This window comes from Vibrio sp. 1562, assembly GCF_033340155.1.
GTDB classification, from domain to species: domain Bacteria; phylum Pseudomonadota; class Gammaproteobacteria; order Enterobacterales; family Vibrionaceae; genus Vibrio; species Vibrio alginolyticus.
Map to the genome: position 1 here is coordinate 12,975 of NZ_JAWOVY010000019.1, position 17,850 is coordinate 30,824.

The window sequence follows — 17,850 nt, forward strand, 5'->3', positions numbered from 1 at the left end:
GCATGGAACGAGAAACGCGCCAACTGCTGGCTGAAATCGCGCTGATGGCAACAGGTATGCATCGTCATCAAGAAGCCAACACGATTGCAGATGGCCTTGAAGCAAGCTCAGGTTCTGAAGAGACCGTTGCGATGATTCGTGCAATGAGCCTCATGAATAAAGGCTTGTATGAAGAGGCTCATCAATTACTCGAACCACTTTGTAATGCCTATCCAGATCTGATCAGCTTAGCGGCTCTTGCTTCTGCCAAAGCCGGTTTACTGAGCAAAGCGGAAAGCTGGGTAAAACTTGCGTCACAAGGAAGCGAAGAAAGCCAAGCATTTGCTGCGAGCTTTTCTCAGGACATTAGGAATCTTGGATGATCATTGATTCAAGTAACCTAAGTCTTCAACACCAATCTTTGCGTCAGTTGGAGTCGCGCCATTATGAGCGGAGCGATGAAGACAAGATGAAAGCACTCATGGAGCGAAGTGACAAGCAAGAGCAAGTTTCACATGTTTCTCCAAAAGAGACGCTAGAGAAAACAGAAGCCAAACTGGCGGAGATTAAAGCGTGGTACGAATCATTAAAAGACGCAGAGGTTGTCAGTAAACAAAGTGTCTTATCATCGTTAAATGAAGCGTTTTCCGACCCTCAAGTTAAACGAGAGGCAATGTGGTACGCCTTTCATGAGGCGAAGAGTGCAAAAGGCAACGAGCAGCCACAATCTGATTTGTTAAAGGTGTTGAAGCAGGAGTTACTAGGGAATTTTTCGGGACAGCTTATTGCCGAACCACCTGCTGATAAAACAGCACTAAAAGCAATGCTAGCGCAGCATTTTCCACTGGGTGCCCAGAAAGAACAAGCCTTATGGCATTGCTGGGCAGAGTTGAAGTCGTTACCTGATATGGCATCAACACTGGACATGGTTCGTGATGAACTTAGCTTCATGATCCAAAAAAATGCGATGGTGAAAAACATCATGACTCACAGTCACAAGTTAGATTTATCTTAGGAGTACATATGATAAACACGCAGTACACCGAGGTGATGCAAACCAACATTGATAAGTTACAGGATGCGCAAGTCGAAGACGGTTTAAGCGAACGTTTTGAGCAAGCCATGTCGGTTCCCGAGGCAAGTAATGGCCTGGAGGGAGGTTTGCTAGAAAACATCAGCGAGTTGAAAAACACTATCGATAACGCGAAAAGTAACCTGCAAGACAACATGAAGATGGTGGGTGATGATCCGGCGCAATTACTGCAAATGCAGTGGGCGCTGACACGCATTACTTTTCAAGAAGAGCTGATCGCGAAAACCGTGGGTAAAACCACACAAAACGTAGAAACCTTATTGAAGGCACAATAGTGATGATGAATAAAATGAGAGCAGTTTTCATCATGCTCACGTTGTTTCTGGTAGGTTGTCAGACCGAGTTATACACCAACGTTACTCAGAAAGAGGGTAATGAGATGTTGTCGATCTTACTATCCGAAGGTGTCGTTGCAACAAAAGAACCTGACAAAGACAACACCGTCAAGTTAATGGTAGACAGTTCTCAAATCGCCTTCGCGGTAGATGCGCTAAAGCGAAAAGGTTATCCAAGAGAGCAGTTTTCCACACTGAAAGAAGTGTTTCCCAAAGACGATTTGATCTCGTCACCATTAGCAGAACGAGCACGTTTGGTATACGCGAAATCTCAAGAGCTCTCCTCAACCTTATCTCAGATTGATGGCGTGCTAGTGGCACGTGTTCATGTTGTTTTGGAAGATCAAGATCTGCGTCCAGGAGAGCGTCCAACTCCAGCTTCTGCCTCCGTATTTATTAAACACGCAGCAGATATTGCGCTTGATTCATATGTTCCGCAGATCAAATTATTAGTGAACAATAGCATTGAGGGGCTGAACTACGATCGAATCAGCGTAGTGATGGTACCCTCATCAGAGGTTCGAGTTGCTACTCAAAACAATCAATTTAAAAGCATTTTGTCGGTTCAGGTCACCAAAGAGACGGCGAATAATCTTATCGCCATTTTGGTGTTCTTGGTAGCGGCACTCATCGGCTCGAATATCGCTACTTTTACATGGTGTCGTAGGAACACGAAGCGTGGTTAAACCAGAAACACCACTCGCGCAGGTACAACACCAGTTTAACTATGCGCCTTGCCAGTACATCCATAGAAGTTGGATAGAGCAAAAGCAGCCTTGGTTACTAAATATCGAAGGCTGGAGAGATAACCCCATGTTTAACCAATGGTGCATCAATGAGTGGGCGTTATCTCCCGTTCCTGAGACGGCTTTTAACAAACCTTGCCATAGCTTGGCGTTGCTCCCAGCGGATGCGTTGAACCAACTCGTATTGATGGTGGGCGGAGCTTTACATTGTGTGGCAATGCGAGGCGTTGTTTTAAAACGCCCGAAACAGGTTCTGAACAACGTTTTTGGTTTGGAAGGCGCTCGGTTCTTAATTCAAAACGGGCCTATGCTGTTATCCAGCTGGCCGCAAGGCTGGCAGCGTTCGTTACCAGAACTATTGGATGAAAGGTCTGTTGAAGCAAGTATGAGGGCGCTGGGATATTTTTGGATGAGGTTTATTTTGATTAACTCACCGGAAGATGTTGTTCTTCGTTGGCAATTCAAATTAGAAAAGCAACTTAGCGAAAACGCAGAAACAGCTAACTGGTTGGAAGCGGATCAACGAGATCTGGCGTATCGACTCACAAAAAAAATCGCAAAACAGGTTATTCCTCAATGGTTTCATTTGTTGAAATAAAAACAGACAATTTGCAGCTGGCACCTGGCTTAAAGGTGCTGAAAGCGAAAGATTATGCCAGTTATCTGGATTCGCAACACTTAGTTGAAGCCGCGAACTCCAAAGCTGAAAGCATCATTGCTAATGCCCAACAAGCCTACGAAACCGAAAAACAACGTGGTTATCAAGATGGCCTTGCACAAGCCAAGATTGAAAATGCGCAAACGATGGTTGAAACCTTAGCACGTTGTAATGACTACTATCAGCAAGTCGAAGAAAAAATGACAGGTGTGGTGTTAGAAGCAGTACGTAAGATCATCGATACCTTCGATGATGTCGATACCACGGTGAGTGTAGTTCGAGAAGCTTTGCAACTGGTGAGTAACCAAAAGCAGGTCATTTTACATGTCCACCCAGAGCAGGTTGTTGAGGTGAGAGAAAAGGTGGCTGGTGTATTAAGTGATTTCCCTGAAGTCGGTTACGTTGACGTGGTAGCAGATGCGCGCTTGAAAAATGGAGGCTGCATTTTGGAAACAGAAGTTGGGATCATCGACGCCAGTATTGATGGACAGCTGCATGCATTAAAGCAAGCCATGGTGAAGCAGCTCAGCGAGCGTAAAATTACGATTCATGAATAAACCTCAAAAACTCAGCACTTGCTGAGTTTTTTCATTTTAATGCCTTTAAACAAAAAAAATCCGACCATTTCTAAAATATTCACTGCCATAAATCCTTAAGAATACACCTAAGAAAGCTGCTTAGTTGATAAGTGTTGCAACCAAGCAGCGCCTCTAAAACAACAAAAATAGGATTATTTAGTCGAATGGCTAATGGATTTATAACTTCTTTACTGACAGATTTTGCCAGCCGCTGCCAATTGGAGCCGTTGGTTTTTGATGAGGATGATTGTTGCCATCTACTCGTTGAGCAAAACACAGCAATCACAATTCGTGCACAAGAAGATCGTGTGACGCTTATCGGGCTAATTTCAGGTGATAAACCGAGTGCTGATATTTTGCATCAACATATGAAAGGTGCCTTAACGCAAGGCTCTCCAGCGGTATGCTGGGAGGAAGAGACCGGATATATCGGTTTCATACACCTGCCTCAGCAACTGCTAACTGCATCTTTTTTCGATGAGTCATTTGCGAATTTCATCGAGTGGTTAAAAAGTGCGAATACACAAGAAGTAACCAATAAAACAATCGAAGTACCGGAAACGAATACCACTCATTTTTCCACATTAAGGGTTTAAAGCATGATCAGTTTTGGAAGTGTTAGCGCGTTGCAGGTCGCCATGCCGCAAGCTCGTAACGAGATACTTAACGAAGGTAAGCTGAGTATTGGTGGCAAAGAATACCAAATCAACGCAGCGACCCAAGAATTTACTCGCGCCAATCCTACGAATGGTGCGGTAGCGCGATTTTTTGAAGCGACAGGAAAACTGTTTCGCGAAGGTAGCCCACAATCGGTAGCGAAAGCCCTTACAAAAGCCGTATTTGATAATGAGCAAGGACAAGCTCAGCGTTTACAAGCTGCTTCTTCTGTTGAGCATGGACAAATGTTCTTCAAAGATGGAAGCATAAAAACCGCATCAGATGTCTTAAATGCCTTTGCGAAGTTAGACAGTAAATCAGTTCAGTCGAACTCTGCTGAGCTAAACCAGTTAGCAGAGCGAGCGATGACAGAGGCTATGTTAGAAACCGATTCTGGTAAAAACCTCACATCACTGATTGGCGAAAGTGCAGCGAAGTTGCTTGCTGGACGTGTAGTAAAAGACTACGGCGGTGGTGTATCTGCAGCGCAGAAAAACCCGGCAGGTAGCATTAATCAAATGCAAGCGGTGTTTGATATGGAGGTGATGCATCTTAAATCGGCGCAACGTCATATCGAAGGTCTAGCAAGCACCGATCTAAGCCAAGGTGTATACGCTGAAGGACTGGCAGAGGACGCGTTTAACAAAAGTGGCGTAACCAATAATGTTGAAAGAGCTGCGGCGTGGATCATTAATGCTTCTAACTCTAAAGGAAACGATGCCGAAAATATTACGTCTTTACTGAAAGAATACGCGTCTAATGGTAAAGATTTATTGAATATGGAAAACCTAAAAGAGCTACACGCTCGATTGGTGCCTAATGTTGAGCGTGATTACCGAGGGCCAAATATTTCGGGTGGCACTTTGCCTTCAAGTATTGGCGGTGAGGGCATGTTAAAGCAGCACATTGAAGGCTTTTTGAAAGAGAACCCTGCAGAAGATAAAGACTTAGGTAAGCATTTGTTCGCCGGAGTTATCGGGTACCATGGCTTTACCGATGGAAATGGTCGCATGGGTCGCATGCTATACGCGATAGCAGAACTTCGTAACGACTCGTTCAATCCTTTAGCTATGGATGCAGAAAATAGCCTTCACGGTATTAAGTGATTTTTTACTTCTATTTAATTTTTGGAGCGGCGATTGCCGCTCTTTTATTTTCCAGCTTAACCTTAATTTTTCTTCTCAATAAAACGGCTAATAGCAATAAAAATGAGACGTTGAAATAAAGTGTCGGTTTCTATCTCGCCATAAAATCTCTTTTATCCTTATTCGCTTATTTAAATGAGCCGTTATACCCAAGTGGCTTCGCTGCAATAAATATATCGATGTCACTTAGTTATAATAAATTAGACAGGACACAACATGGATACAGGAAAGATTAATATGCTTCTCTCTGAGCTAGGAGAAGTGCTGAACCTTGAGCGCGTGACAGCGTATGACAATCAAATGTGGTCACTGCATTTTGCTGAAAACAACAGTGTCGATGTTCTGCTCGTAGAGGAAAAAGGCGAGTTATTGATTTCCAAAAACCTGCTTATAGAACAAGATGATATTACGCTAGATAAACTTCAAGTTTTACTTGAATACAACTTCTTGTATCGAGAAACAGGTGGTGTGCAGTTTTGTGTGAATCCAACACGCAAAGACGTTGTTCTTCAAGTTGCTATCGCGGCTGGAAGTGAACTCACCAACATTGCTAACTTAATCATTCAGTTGAACGAATTAGTTGATACTTGGGGACAGTTATTTCAAAACAACACGGTTGTAGATTTTAGCCAAACAGACGTACACGCATTTATTCAAGTTTAAGGCATCACACATGGTCAATATTAATACATCGCAAATGCACTCGTTGAGTCAGTTAACGTCACATTTGGCGACACAAAATCAAGCTGACGACAAAGAGGTTCGAGCACACAACGGTAAAGATATTTTTGTTAAAGAGGGCGCACCAAAAAATAAAAGTATCAGCGCGCGTATTAGCCACCAGAATAAAGCGAAAGATATTGTAGTGAACCTGCTTACTAAGCAGGGTATTCCTAAAGATGTTGCGAAGCTGATGCTGAAAAATGTGTTGAACGGTGAAAACAAGTTAACGCTTGGGAGCCTGAAAAATCTTGAGAGATTGTCGTCTGGTCCTAGCTCAAATTGGCCCACTGCACAAACGGCAGCCTCTTCTTCCAAAACCAATAAAGCCTCATCGAGTGTCGCGCTTATCAACGAACATAAAGCCAACCTTCAAAAGCTTGGTGATTTTGCCTGTACGGACTTAAATACGTTCGGTGTTAAGGGGTCACAGTTTTATGAAACAAAAGGAAAGCCACGACTAAAAGAGCTTCACGCGGATCAAGCGCGAATCATGCAAGATCACAGAGCGACGATGTCCGCAAACGGAGTTCAAGCTGCAGCACAAAGAGGAACCGCACCGCAATTAAGCACTCTACAGAACATTGCTAAGGCAGTACAAACCGCGAAAGCCGGCTGCTGTACTACATTTGCCTTTGCTGCCGCCGCTGAGATGATTCAAGGCATGTCAGGAACACCTGAAAGTGAACCCAAAGTAGAAGTGGTTGCGTTTAAAAAGGGTCATTCAGGTACACACCTTTATGTACTGGTTGGTCGACAAGAGGGGAGCGACATAAAAGATCCATCAACGTGGAGTAAGGATGTGAAAATTGTTGACCCTTGGGCGACATCTGCATTCGGTGCACCAATGTTTGGAGATGCACAACGACCACCTGTTTCGAATATGTTCCCGCCAACAGAAGTCATTTTTGATAGCCATAAACTGGGTTAGTCACTCTGCAAAAGAAGTGAGCAAATACACCATGCTAAGCATCTAACCTTTATTGAAAGAGCAGCTCTGAGCTGCTCTTTTTTATTACTCTGGCAACTCGATTTTAGAGCGAGATTTCTGCGGAAAACCTCACAATGAAGGCGAAAAAGTGACAAAAATAAAGCCATTACCGACATCGTTCAATCTGCAATCGTTGTTCAATAGAGTTATTGAAACAAAAGGAAAAAGTTATGAACACGATTCAACAACTGCTCTTGGAGTTTTGCCAACTCAATGAGTTGCCCGAACTGAATTTTGAAGAAAATGAACGTTGTCAGCTACTGGTCGATGATCGCTACATGTTGTATTTCATCGCGACAGATACGGATGATTTGATGTTGTCTGTAACGTTCGGAGGGTTAGAAAAATCCGGTGAACAACGACTAAAAGGTTTAGAGCTTCTTGCTCATGCGAACTATCAAGGAATTGGTAGTGGCAACCTCGCACTTGCTTTGGCTCCAAACGGTCGACAGCTTGTCTTAGCAGGACGTAAACCCGTTGAGCATCTAAATACGACGAACCTTACCGCTTGGTTTCACGAAGTTATTGAACAGGCCGAGCTGTGGCAAGCGCGTTTCGCAATGTTGGATCAAGCGATTCCAACCACCTCTAATCATGAACAAGCTCATGTTCAATCACTTCGTGTGTAGGAGAGAAAAATGGTTAATACAACACAAAAAATCAGCCAAAGCCCAGTACCTGATCTAGAGCAGTTTCGTGCAGTTGCTGCGCAAAAAGATGACCGAGTGATCAGTAAAAGAGGTGAAGTAAAAGAACCTTCCACATTCCACAAAGGTCACAAGTTTGCTTCTATTCACGAAGGCGTATTGAGAAGCAAATACACTAAGTTTTTCCAAGAAAACATCAAAACTCACCTTGATTTAAAACAAGCGCTACTTAAGCAAGAAAAACCTGAGGTTGCGCTGTTGGCTTACTCCCTAGTGAGTCCTTCAGGCTATCGCGGTGAGCCACTTACTGAGCGTAAAATCTTAGAAGTTGTCAGCCTATTGGATGAAATAAAAGTGAGCAGCGATACGTACCAGCAGCTTAAAAATACGTTTGATGCGATCAGCAAAGATCCGCGTATGCAGGTGAGCTTAGAAGCCCAGTATCCGGGAAAAATGGATGGCTTTGCTGCTGAACTGCTGCAGATGGGCAAAGAAAAGCTAAAAGGTTCTGGTGTTAACGCCGTTATTAACTTGGCATTACCTGGCGTTGGCTTATTGATTTCTACAGGTCGAGAGCTGCACAAAGCGGCCGTAAATGGTGATGCTGAGGCTTACCATCATCAGTTAGAACAAATTTCACAGCTGCCAGGGCGAGATCAACGTCTTTCTATGCCGATGCAGCAAACCTTGGCTCAAGGTCATGCGATACTGTCGGCTGAAGGTGGCATTGGAGCTACATTAGGTATGGCGACGGGGAGCCTGGGCACGTTCGGTGTTAGCTCTGTAGCAACGGTGGGCGTCACACCGATAGCAAAAGAGGCAATCGGTTCTGCGGCAACGACTGCTATCATGAGTGGTGGTGGTTTTGTTGCGAACCAAGCTGGAGCATACGGACTAAATACAGAAGTCAAAGAACAACTCATGCAAGGTGAGATGTCTGGTGTTTTACCAAGGCTTGAAGTTTCTAATGCCAAAGGAGACTTTACCTTTAGTATGCAAGATCCGGCTTCTGTCCGCGCATTAATGGCGTACCTTGGTCCTAAGGAGAATACTGAAATGACTTCTCCTCAAGCGCCTAAAGAGGCACAAGAGATGGAAGCCGCTCGATTAACACTGAAAAAGATGTTGGGTTCAGAACCAAGTGAGCACTTGGTTCCTGACGTAGACTCTATCTTGAAGCTAAGCCCAGAGGATGCACCAAGTAAAACCGAGTCTATTGCTAACGGGGCGTTTAAAAAACTGTTAGGAGAAGATTGGGATTGGCTCATGCCAGCTGTTCGAGCGATTGATAAAGGGGAAGCAAGTAAAATAAACGAAAAGCTAACCTACAAGCTCCCCCTAGATGCAGCAAACGGACGAGTTTATCTTGATAAATGCCCAAACCTGAGTGACGTCCAATTAGATGCGCTAGAAAAACTAGGCTCACCAAGTCAATTGCGATTGATGTACTTGGCAGAAGGCTGGGTGTAATTTCAAATGGTAAAGTAGGGAGTAGGTGCTGCTCCTTACTTTATCTACCGTCAGCGTTCCTTTTTGGGGCTGGCTAATATCGGTTTAATTTAACTTTTCGACTGAAGAAACAAACACACAAGTGTCAACGTTATACCAACCCAACCAATGAAAGAAATTTCTTCCCCAACAATCGCAACTGCTAGTGCTGCTGCGATAACAGGTTCAAATAGCGTGAGTATGCTAGCTCCACTGGCTGTAACAAACCGTAGCCCAAACCCAAAAGCGACGTAACCTAACCCCATTGGAATCAAGGCCATGTAGAGCATGACCGCCGTATTAGTTGACGATGCAAATAGATTATCACCCGTGATGAAAAGTGTTGGTAGAAGCAAAACTCCACCAATACCAAAAACACTTCCCATGGCCGTTTGCGATTCAATGCCGTGGTCAATCATAGCCTTTACTCCCCATGAGTAAATGGCGTACGTCAAACCTGCCAATAGGCCAAGTAATACACCCCAATGCTTCATATCCTGATCAAATAAGCTATTTGCGGATGACTCAGAAGCCAGCAACAAGGTAATGCCAATGACCCCGATTGCGAAACTCATCATCCAGCGCTTGGTTATGGTCTGATTTCGGCTAAAGAGACACTCTAACAAAGCAGAAAAGAAAGGAGCAGTGGAGATAGAAATAACCGTACCAATAGCCACACCAGCGAATCGCATTGATGAATAAAAAGCCAGTGGGTAGGTGGCTAAGGCGATAATACTAATCAGTAACGTTTTCTTCTTATGTACGACTTTTCGAAAATCTCTCTTCAGTGACTTCGCAGATAGACATGCTTGCATAAACCCACCAATACCCATAGAAAATGCGCCAATGGCGAGAGCACTGACATCCGGTGCCAAGCTGGCAGCGGTGCCCGTCGTTCCCCACAGGGTTGAAGCAAAAAGTATGGATAAAGTTCCTAATTGATAGTCGGTGAAATGTTTTTTTAACACTGTAATTTCTACCTAGTGAATGGCTGTTTTAGGGTAGAAAGAATAAAAGAAAGCGATAGAGATTTTTGTGCTGAAAAGACGGAATACTTGTTCCAGAAGACTATTTTAGTGACTATCGGGAAAACTCTCTAGGAGACATACCAAAATGCATTGAAAACCGTCGACTAAACGCGGAAAGGTCACTATAACCAACTCGTTCAGCTATCAACTGAACTGGAAGGTCTGTATGAGTCAGTAGTGCTTTGGCTTTTTCCATACGTTGTAGTGTAATGTACTTATGGACGCTCACTTTTAGCTGCTCTTTAAAAAGCTTTTTAAACTGCGTCGGACTCAAGCAAGCGGCATTCGCTAATGAGGCAATGGTGAGTGGCTGATCAAGCTGCTCCGCGATCACAACCTGTACATTTCGAATACGCAAATCCACGGAGCGAGACCGCTTTTGCTGCTCCAGCAACAGATAGAAGGTTGCAACCATTGAGTTTTCAATTTCATCATTAACCTGATACTCAAGTTGCTTTTCGACAAACTGGATAAAGCTCAGTAGAGGCGGGCTAATCGAAAACACAGCCACACTATTATCCATCAAATGAGTGGGCAAAGTGGTCATATCCGCAACAATAAAGCGTGATGACTCTTCGGCATTAAACCCGTGAGCACAACTTTTGGGGATGACTATGCAGTCGCCAACCGCCACCTTTCCGACATAGCTATCCATATCAATATGTATGTTGCCCTGGAGAGGAAGCACCAGTTGATGATAATCACTATGAGTATGTCGGCTCATACGTTTCGTGTAGGAGCGAATGCTTAAGCTAGATTTCATAAAAACAACATACAGTTAAAGGATACCGCATTATAGCGTTGAAAGTATCGAGGTTGAAAGCTGGGCAGTTGTAAGCCCAGATCTTGAATGGGATGTGGTTTGTTAGTCCGCCTCGGACTCTAACGAAGCCAACCAACGAAGCACTTCCGCAGTTGCCTCAATAAGATCGCTTGGGATGTACTGGTCGACGTTACCGTCGGCGTATAGTGCACGAGCAAGAGGGACTTTTTGCATCACAGGCACGCCTTCCTCTTTAGCGATTGCGACCATACGTTTGGCTACCGCATCGGTTTCCATCAAAGTGATGACGGGCAGGGGCGTTTCGCCTTTCTTGTAATAAAGGCCAACCGCGATATGTGTTGGGTTTGTAACTAATACATTAGAACGTTTAACGTTTTCACGTTGATTAGAGGCTTGTAGCTCTTGGTGTAACTGACGACGTTTGCTTTTTATTTCTGGACTGCCTTCCATCTCTTTGTATTCGCGCTTCACTTCGTCCTTGCTCATTTTGAGCTTTTTCGTGTGATCAAACTTCTGGTACGCAAAATCTGCGGCAGCGATGACGATGAAGCCTACCGAAGAGATAATCATTAATTGTTTAATCATGACGCCAGTAATGGTCGGGACACATTCTAGCCCACAAGTTGGAATTTGCATTAAAGCGTTGATGTTACCGCGTAATGTCACCCAGATAATGCAGGAAAGAAGAGAGACTTTAAGGATCGACTTGATAAACTCAATCACACTCTTGAGGGAAAAAATGCGTTTGGCACCTTCGACGGGATTGATCTTTTTGATGTCGGGTTTAACGGATTCACCACTAAATAGGAACCCGAACTGCCCCATATTGGAAAAGATGGCGACGAGTGCAGCAACCAGAATAATCGGAGCGAGTAGATAGGCAATTTCTTTTGCGATGGCGATAGCGACATCGACTAGCGCATCTTGGAAACCCTGATAAGCAAGCTTACTTGGTAGGAGAATAAGCGCTGAGATGTGCGACATGTAATAATCGGCGAACGCAAACAGTACAATTATGAGCGCCAAAATTAATGCAGACGATACGATTTCTTGGCTTTTGGCAACCTGACCTTTCTGTCGAGCATCGCGTAACTTTTTTGCGGTGGGTTGCTCAGTTTTTTCTGCACTCATAAAGAATCCTAAGCGTTATTGCCAAATGGTATTGAGTTGTTCTGCGAATCGGGTAATGCCGTAAAACTGTACTTCAAAGTGATCCATCATTATTCCGAGATACACGATCAGTAAAACACTCGCGATTGCACTTTTTATTGGCATGGCAAGGAAAAAAACATTCAATTGCGGTGCAAAACGACTGATAAGCGCCAGACCAAACTCAGCAAGAAACATTGCCAACACTAGTGGAGCGGACATCAACACACCAAGCCACATAAGCTGTTCAAATTGCGCGTAGAAGAAGCTAACCCATGCGTCGCTAACGGTTGGGAAAAAGTCCACGATCGGCCAAGATGTATAGCTTTTGAATAACGCATAGATAAAAGTGACAAAGCCCCCGCCAGAGAAGAACAGGGTAATCAACGTTTGGGTCAGCAACACGGCTGTTGGTGTGGATTGTGAGCCTAGCGTTGGGTTAAACATACTTGCCATGGCAGCACCACGTTGGTTGTCGACCAGAAAACCGGCCGCTTCTATCGCCCAAAAGGGGATAGCAGCAACAAACCCTATCAATAGCCCAATTAATACCTCCTTACCCAAAATCACTATCAGCCAAATGCCGTCGGTTTCTGCGGGCAAGCTTTGCTGATTAATCATCGGAAATATAAACAGCGCGAGTGAGCAAAGCACACCATTTCTCACCATGGTGCCGCCTAGAATTTGCTTGCTCAAAATAGGCAAAAAGATGAAGCATGCCATTAACCGAGGTAACGTCAGACTGTACAAAAATAAAACCTGGTGTAAGTCGTGATAACTCATCGTATTTGAGGAATTTTATCCATAGCAAGCGAGGCGAAGGCGTGGAGCTCTGCCCCTAGCCATTGCGTTGTGACGAACAGTGTAATAATGACCGCGATAAGCTTGACCACAAAGCCTAACGTTTGTTCTTGGACCTGAGTTAACGCCTGAATAAGCGACACCAATGTACCAACCAATGCTGCGACTAAAATCGGCGGTAATGACAAGTACAACACTAGGGTTAATGCTTGAGTCGTGAAATGAATGATTTCAGCAGAATGCATACTTTCTCCGTGATTAACCGTAACTCAACACTAAGCCGTGGGTGAGCTTTGTCCAGCCGTCAAGCAAGACAAAAAGCAACAATTTGAAGGGGAGGGAAATCGTCATTGGCGATACCATCATCATCCCCATTGCGAGTAGGATATTCGACACAATTAGGTCAATAGCGATGAACGGTAAGTACAACAGAAAGCCAATTTCAAAAGCGCGAGTAAGCTCGCTGACGGTAAATGCGGGCAGTAAGAGCAATAAACTGTCCGACTCTAAACGGTCTACGTACTTCTGTGGCCACAATGTGCGTGCAGCATCAGTGAAGAATATGGCTTCGGTTTCCCGAATATGCTTTTTCAAAAATTCTCGATAAGGCTGTAAACCGCTTTCAATGAGGCCTTCTACACTTGCAGAATCTTCAAGGGAGATATCATGCTGCTTTACGTAGTCGTAGGTTTCAAACCCGACGGGAGCCATGATGAAAATTGACAGAATGATGGCCAATCCGTAAAGCGCCATATTCGGCGGAATTTGCTGTACACCGAGAGCGTTACGCAGCAGTGAGAATACAACGGCCAGTTTCACAAACGACGTCGCCATCATGGCGATAAATGGGATCAGTGCCAGCAGTGCTAAGCTGACAATGAGATTGAGCTCGTCGGGTAACTGGATCATGCTGGCTCCTGCGTGCCACCGAACAGCTCCAGTACGCGCACACCTAAATGTTCGTTAACATTAACCAGTTCACACTCACCAATGATTTTGCCGTTGGCACGCAATGTTACCGGCTTAGATACAGGCTGGTTTAGCTCGAATACGTACCCTGGCTGAAGCTGGTTAAGCTGCTCTAGCGTGATGGTTTGATGGCCGATATCAAACGTGAGTTCCACAGGCAGTTGCTGGTGGTCGGTTAACATTTCTGAAGTGTTTACGTCATTCATATTGGTTTCTTTTTCCATAATGTGAAGAGTTTGGTCATCCAGTTGGCAGCGCCAGAGATTCTGGTTAGATACTTGAAAAATGGCTTGTTGCTTGGCGATGTAACCATCGTCAAAAAAGATGACATCTCCCAGCTCGAGCGAATTAAATTCGCTTAACGTCAAATGGGTCCTTCCAAGACTTAACCACACAGGTAAAGCGAGGTGTCGAGCTTGTAGAGCAGCGCTGTTTGGTAGCGCATCCAACAACACGTCTGATCCTTCGCTAACCCACAAACAAAGAGAGCCGTTAGGCTTATTGAGGGTTAACATTAAAGTATGCTCTTGGGCCTGGCTCGCCTCTAACGGCTGTAGTTGACTAAGAATGGGTAACTGACCAAATAGCGCTTTGATTGCCTCACTATGCGGTTCTATCTGTGAGCTCAAAAGTGCTAACTGGAGGGAGTTAGGCAGGGACTCAAACGCAGTAGCATTTAAGGTCGATTTCAGCCAATGTTGGAGCTGCGCACGAGAAAAGTCTACTTGTAGGGTTTGCCCTCCAATCAACGTGGTTAAACGGAACCCTTCAAATGAAGGGATTTGAGCAACAGTAATCGATACGCTCTGACCATCAGTCCCTTGGAAGTGGCACTGTTTTGCACAAAGTTGATTGCTGAGCGCGATACTTTCTGCATCCACTTTGGGTATTATTAACGGTGTCATAGGTCATTCTCCGCTTGCCATTCTTCATACACGCTGCGTTGTTGGCGTGAGTGTTGTTGTTCATGTTGTTGTTGATCGAGCTGTTGAGTTTGTTCGCTGATCGCTAAGCGAAGTGGCTGCTCACCACCGAATCGGTTTAGCCGTTCAGCAAGATCTTGTCTAGCTTGCTGGCTAATAATGGAAAGGGCATGCTCTTGTCGAATCGTCACGCTATACCCTTGAGCGTCCAACTTGATGTGGATTTCGCCACCTTTTAATTGTCCTTCACTTAGAAACAGCCGAACCTCTTTGTTGTCCGATGCGGTTGGCAGAGCAACATAGATTTTATCCACCAATTGCTGGAGTAATTGGTTTACGTCTCGCGTTGGGCTTGGTTGAGCCTGCGAAGCAACACTTTTTAGGATGACATCGCCTTGTGTTACCGCACTTGCAAAGGGTTGAGAAGGTACTTTTTCTTCATCCGTTTTCACGGCGACTAGTGCGCTTTTCGTCTCGATTTTTTCAAGGGGCTTGGTTTCAGGCAGGCCATCAGTTTGGTCTGATCGTTTGCCTGTATTCTGTAGCGGCGGAGTTGCACGCTTATTGTGCGCTGTTTCAGTTTGCTTTTTCGTTAAGCCAACAATGTTAATCCCATCTTGAGCGAGCTCTGTCGCTGTCGCACTTTGGGGGAGCAAGCCAGATTCAAGCGTAGAGAGACAATCCGGTGAGGTATGTTTATCCATCGGCGTCGGTTTATCATCTTTCAAATGAGCTTGAGCTTGAAAGTGAGAATCAACACGCTCGGTAGAAGGGGAGCTTAGAACTGTGTCGCCATCGCTTTTTCCATCATGTTTAAGCAATTTATTGTTTTCACTAATTATTTCTTCGCTATTTGCTGCGTCGTCTTTCGATTTCTCTACGTCTCTCTTAGTGACGACGTCACTTTTACCTTTTAAAGTGGAGATGTTTTTGTCAGCGTTGGCTTCTTGGTTCGATAGGTTATGTTTCTTATCTAGACCTTGAGATGTCTTATGCCTTAGCGGTATGTCTTCTTCGCCAGTATGATTCTTTTGGGGATTCGCAACGATAGACTCCTTTCCCTTGCTAGGCTTCTTCGTCATTGCATGCTCGAATTGTGATTGAAGCTCGGCCTCCTTCTCGAGAGGCGCTTGTTCTGGCGTTGATTTGTGCAGCGTATTCGATGTTTCAGTTGTTGTGGTAATGCGCATAGTGAACCTTTAGATAATGTCGACAGTGCGAAACTCTTCCTGTTCGAGTTCTTCTTGGTATTGCCTTTCTCGCGATTTTTCCGCGACTTCTTGTTGCTGCAACTGAACGAATTTTTCTTTGGTTTTATGGGCTTGTCGCGCCTCTTTTTGCTTTTCTTTAAGTGCCGAGCGTTCGATTTCAAGCGCTTTTTTTGATTCGGCCACACGTTGTTTAAGTTCGGCTTCTCTCTCTCTTAACAACGCGACTTCTTGTCTTAATGTTTCTAGCTCTTTGAGAACGAGCGTTTGTTGTTTTGCTTTAGCAAAACGTCGCTCTTCTTCTTCCTGGCGCCAAACGTGATAGTCCGCGACAGAACGTTCGGCCTTTTGAACCTGTGCTGCGGCGTTTGACACTCGGTATTCTTGACGCTTGACGGCTTTATCCGCACGTTCAGCGCGAATTTTTTTGATTTCTAATAAGCGTTCTATCATTGTTTCGCCATCCCTTTAAGTTGAGCGATAGCGCCATCAAGATCGCTTGGTTCATGAGTGCCTTGGCGTAAAAAGGCGCGTATATCATCACTTTGTGCAATGGCCAAATCCGCTCGACTATCTGCGCCATGTTGGTATTCGCCAATTTTGATTAGCAGTTCAACTTCTTCATACTTAGCTAACATTTCGCGAATATGAGCAGCAGACGCCTGATGATCGGATTCAACGATTTGATTCATCACTCGGCTTGCTGAGCGAAGTACATCAATGGCGGGATAATGGTTCATTGCCGCAAGTTTGCGCGAGAGAATGATGTGCCCGTCTAGAATTGAGCGAGTTTCATCCGCGACAGGCTCCGTCATGTCGTCACCTTCCACCAACACGGTGTACAGTGCTGTAATTGATCCTTTGTCTGATTGTCCAGCTCGTTCCATCAGCTTTGGCAAAGCGGCAAAAACAGAAGGCGGATAGCCACGTCGTGTTGGTGGCTCGCCTGCGGCTAGTCCAATCTCCCTCTGTGCGCGGGCGAAACGCGTTACAGAATCCATCAGCAGTAGCACGCGTTTACCTTGATCACGAAAATATTCTGCGATAGAAGTGGCAACAAAAGCGGCTTTGGCACGCTCCATTGCTGGGCGATCAGAGGTAGCGACCACTAAAACCGATTTGGCCATTCCTTCTTCGCCTAGGTCATGCTCAATAAACTCGCGCACTTCGCGTCCGCGTTCACCAATTAAGGCGAGAACGGTCACGTCAACTTCTGCGGAGCGAATCAGTTTTGCCAGTAGGGTACTTTTACCCCCGCCAGCCGCTGCAAAAATACCCATGCGCTGACCTTCACCACAGGTCAGTAGCCCATCAATGGATCGAACGCCAAGAGAGATTGGCTTTTCAATTAGTTTACGTTGCATTGGTGGTGGCGCATCGCGATAAACAGGATACCAAGCACTTGGTTCCTGACTTTGCGTACCATCGAAAGGACGTCCAAGCCCGTCAAGCGTTTTACCTAACAGGTGGTCGCCAACACCCACTTCGTGCATTTTGCCCATTGGGCTTACTTCTGTATTTGAGGAAATCCCAAACATATTTCCTAATGGGGTGAGCAAAGCGTGATGCTGCTGGAAGCCAACCACTTCCGCTAACAAAGACAGAGTTTGATCGGGATTACGCAACTCACACAGTTCACCTACACGAACGCCAGGGACGACAGCTTTGATAATGGTGCCGGTGACTTGTGTAACGCGCCCGCGAATTTGGATCAAACGCGTGTGTTTAACCGCAGATTGTTGGATATCAGTGATGTATGAGAAATCGTTCAAGGTAAAAATATGCGCAATGATTGATGCTGAGAGAATAGAAAGTATAAGAATCAATTTATAGTGAATATCAGTCGGGAGTTTTTAGAAAACTGAAAGCGCACTAAAAAAACACGTCTGATTTTGACAGCTTCAAAAAAGCGCACTTCCTATAATTCGCCTGTATTGTGCGGAAGGAGTGC

General features: G+C 44.9%; 22 protein-coding genes. 12 read left to right on the top strand and 10 right to left on the bottom strand.

What is annotated here, in order from left to right:
* Positions 1–2: 2 nt before the first annotated feature.
* The 12 genes from R7Z49_RS17665 (at position 3) to R7Z49_RS17720 (ending at position 9,019) form a co-directional block, all read left to right on the top strand.
* A complete protein-coding gene (locus R7Z49_RS17665; RefSeq protein WP_170893413.1) occupies positions 3–362 on the top strand; it encodes a YscG family type III secretion system chaperone in 360 nt (119 codons plus the stop codon).
* The gene (locus R7Z49_RS17670; RefSeq protein ID WP_053307006.1) at positions 359–994 is read left to right on the top strand and encodes a YopR family T3SS polymerization control protein; all 636 of its coding nucleotides are present in this window, start codon (positions 359–361) and stop codon (positions 992–994) included. The genes R7Z49_RS17665 and R7Z49_RS17670 overlap by 4 nt, the downstream gene beginning before the upstream one ends.
* An 8-nt stretch (positions 995–1,002) precedes the next feature.
* Positions 1,003–1,347 (top strand): type III secretion system inner rod subunit SctI, encoded by a 345-nt coding sequence (gene sctI, locus R7Z49_RS17675; protein WP_005387149.1) that lies wholly within the window; start codon positions 1,003–1,005, stop codon positions 1,345–1,347.
* Positions 1,347–2,093 (top strand): type III secretion system inner membrane ring lipoprotein SctJ, encoded by a 747-nt coding sequence (gene sctJ, locus R7Z49_RS17680; RefSeq protein WP_086012989.1) that lies wholly within the window; start codon positions 1,347–1,349, stop codon positions 2,091–2,093. The genes sctI and sctJ overlap by 1 nt, the downstream gene beginning before the upstream one ends.
* A complete protein-coding gene (vscK, locus tag R7Z49_RS17685; RefSeq protein WP_005387147.1) occupies positions 2,086–2,751 on the top strand; it encodes a SctK family type III secretion system sorting platform protein VscK in 666 nt (221 codons plus the stop codon). Before sctJ ends, vscK begins: the two co-directional genes overlap by 8 nt.
* The gene (locus R7Z49_RS17690; RefSeq protein ID WP_005387146.1) at positions 2,730–3,368 is read left to right on the top strand and encodes an HrpE/YscL family type III secretion apparatus protein; all 639 of its coding nucleotides are present in this window, start codon (positions 2,730–2,732) and stop codon (positions 3,366–3,368) included. Before vscK ends, R7Z49_RS17690 begins: the two co-directional genes overlap by 22 nt.
* Positions 3,369–3,499: 131 nt before the next feature.
* On the top strand, positions 3,500–3,985 hold the full coding sequence (locus R7Z49_RS17695; protein ID WP_238972255.1) for a type III secretion system chaperone: 486 nt from the start codon (positions 3,500–3,502) through the stop codon (positions 3,983–3,985).
* Between the two features lie 3 nt (positions 3,986–3,988).
* Complete coding sequence (locus tag R7Z49_RS17700) at positions 3,989–5,152, top strand: VopS family T3SS effector adenosine monophosphate-protein transferase (protein WP_318111869.1); 1,164 nt, start codon at positions 3,989–3,991, stop codon at positions 5,150–5,152.
* A gap of 255 nt (positions 5,153–5,407) precedes the next feature.
* Complete coding sequence (locus R7Z49_RS17705) at positions 5,408–5,854, top strand: type III secretion system chaperone (RefSeq protein WP_021707758.1); 447 nt, start codon at positions 5,408–5,410, stop codon at positions 5,852–5,854.
* A 10-nt stretch (positions 5,855–5,864) separates the two neighbouring features.
* Entirely contained in the window at positions 5,865–6,842 is a 978-nt protein-coding gene (gene vopR, locus R7Z49_RS17710; RefSeq protein WP_017821338.1) for a type III secretion system effector VopR, read from the top strand.
* 230 nt (positions 6,843–7,072) lie between these two features.
* Positions 7,073–7,531, top strand: a complete 459-nt coding sequence (locus tag R7Z49_RS17715) for a CesT family type III secretion system chaperone (RefSeq protein WP_005377211.1) — start codon at positions 7,073–7,075, stop codon at positions 7,529–7,531.
* A gap of 9 nt (positions 7,532–7,540) precedes the next feature.
* Positions 7,541–9,019, top strand: coding sequence for a hypothetical protein (locus tag R7Z49_RS17720; RefSeq protein ID WP_017821337.1), 1,479 nt, complete (start codon positions 7,541–7,543; stop codon positions 9,017–9,019).
* A gap of 89 nt (positions 9,020–9,108) precedes the next feature.
* Here R7Z49_RS17720 and R7Z49_RS17725 read toward each other — a convergent pair whose 3' ends face one another.
* The 10 genes from R7Z49_RS17725 to vscN form a co-directional block, all read right to left on the bottom strand.
* Positions 9,109–10,011 (bottom strand): DMT family transporter, encoded by a 903-nt coding sequence (locus tag R7Z49_RS17725; protein WP_373417447.1) that lies wholly within the window; start codon positions 10,009–10,011, stop codon positions 9,109–9,111.
* Between the two features lie 106 nt (positions 10,012–10,117).
* The gene (locus R7Z49_RS17730) at positions 10,118–10,828 is read right to left on the bottom strand and encodes an AraC family transcriptional regulator (protein ID WP_318111870.1); all 711 of its coding nucleotides are present in this window, start codon (positions 10,826–10,828) and stop codon (positions 10,118–10,120) included.
* Positions 10,829–10,930: 102 nt separating this feature from the next.
* On the bottom strand, positions 10,931–11,980 hold the full coding sequence (gene vscU / locus R7Z49_RS17735; protein WP_005387129.1) for a SctU family type III secretion system export apparatus subunit VscU: 1,050 nt from the start codon (positions 11,978–11,980) through the stop codon (positions 10,931–10,933).
* A gap of 15 nt (positions 11,981–11,995) precedes the next feature.
* Complete coding sequence (gene sctT / locus R7Z49_RS17740) at positions 11,996–12,781, bottom strand: type III secretion system export apparatus subunit SctT (protein ID WP_171346037.1); 786 nt, start codon at positions 12,779–12,781, stop codon at positions 11,996–11,998.
* Positions 12,778–13,044, bottom strand: coding sequence for a SctS family type III secretion system export apparatus subunit VscS (gene vscS, locus R7Z49_RS17745; RefSeq protein WP_005377227.1), 267 nt, complete (start codon positions 13,042–13,044; stop codon positions 12,778–12,780). Before vscS ends, sctT begins: the two co-directional genes overlap by 4 nt.
* Before the next feature lie 13 nt (positions 13,045–13,057).
* Positions 13,058–13,708, bottom strand: a complete 651-nt coding sequence (vscR, locus tag R7Z49_RS17750; protein ID WP_005377232.1) for a SctR family type III secretion system export apparatus subunit VscR — start codon at positions 13,706–13,708, stop codon at positions 13,058–13,060.
* Positions 13,705–14,673, bottom strand: coding sequence for a SctQ family type III secretion system cytoplasmic ring protein VscQ (gene vscQ / locus R7Z49_RS17755; RefSeq protein WP_017634547.1), 969 nt, complete (start codon positions 14,671–14,673; stop codon positions 13,705–13,707). The genes vscR and vscQ overlap by 4 nt, the downstream gene beginning before the upstream one ends.
* On the bottom strand, positions 14,670–15,881 hold the full coding sequence (locus R7Z49_RS17760) for a type III secretion system needle length determinant (protein WP_318076500.1): 1,212 nt from the start codon (positions 15,879–15,881) through the stop codon (positions 14,670–14,672). The genes vscQ and R7Z49_RS17760 overlap by 4 nt, the downstream gene beginning before the upstream one ends.
* Positions 15,882–15,890: 9 nt before the next feature.
* Positions 15,891–16,352 carry a type III secretion protein gene (locus R7Z49_RS17765; protein WP_047102696.1) on the bottom strand — a complete coding sequence of 154 codons (462 nt, stop codon included), beginning with the start codon at positions 16,350–16,352 and terminating at the stop codon, positions 15,891–15,893.
* The gene (vscN, locus tag R7Z49_RS17770; RefSeq protein WP_318111871.1) at positions 16,349–17,671 is read right to left on the bottom strand and encodes a SctN family type III secretion system ATPase VscN; all 1,323 of its coding nucleotides are present in this window, start codon (positions 17,669–17,671) and stop codon (positions 16,349–16,351) included. Before vscN ends, R7Z49_RS17765 begins: the two co-directional genes overlap by 4 nt.
* Between the last annotated feature and the right edge of the window lie 179 nt (positions 17,672–17,850).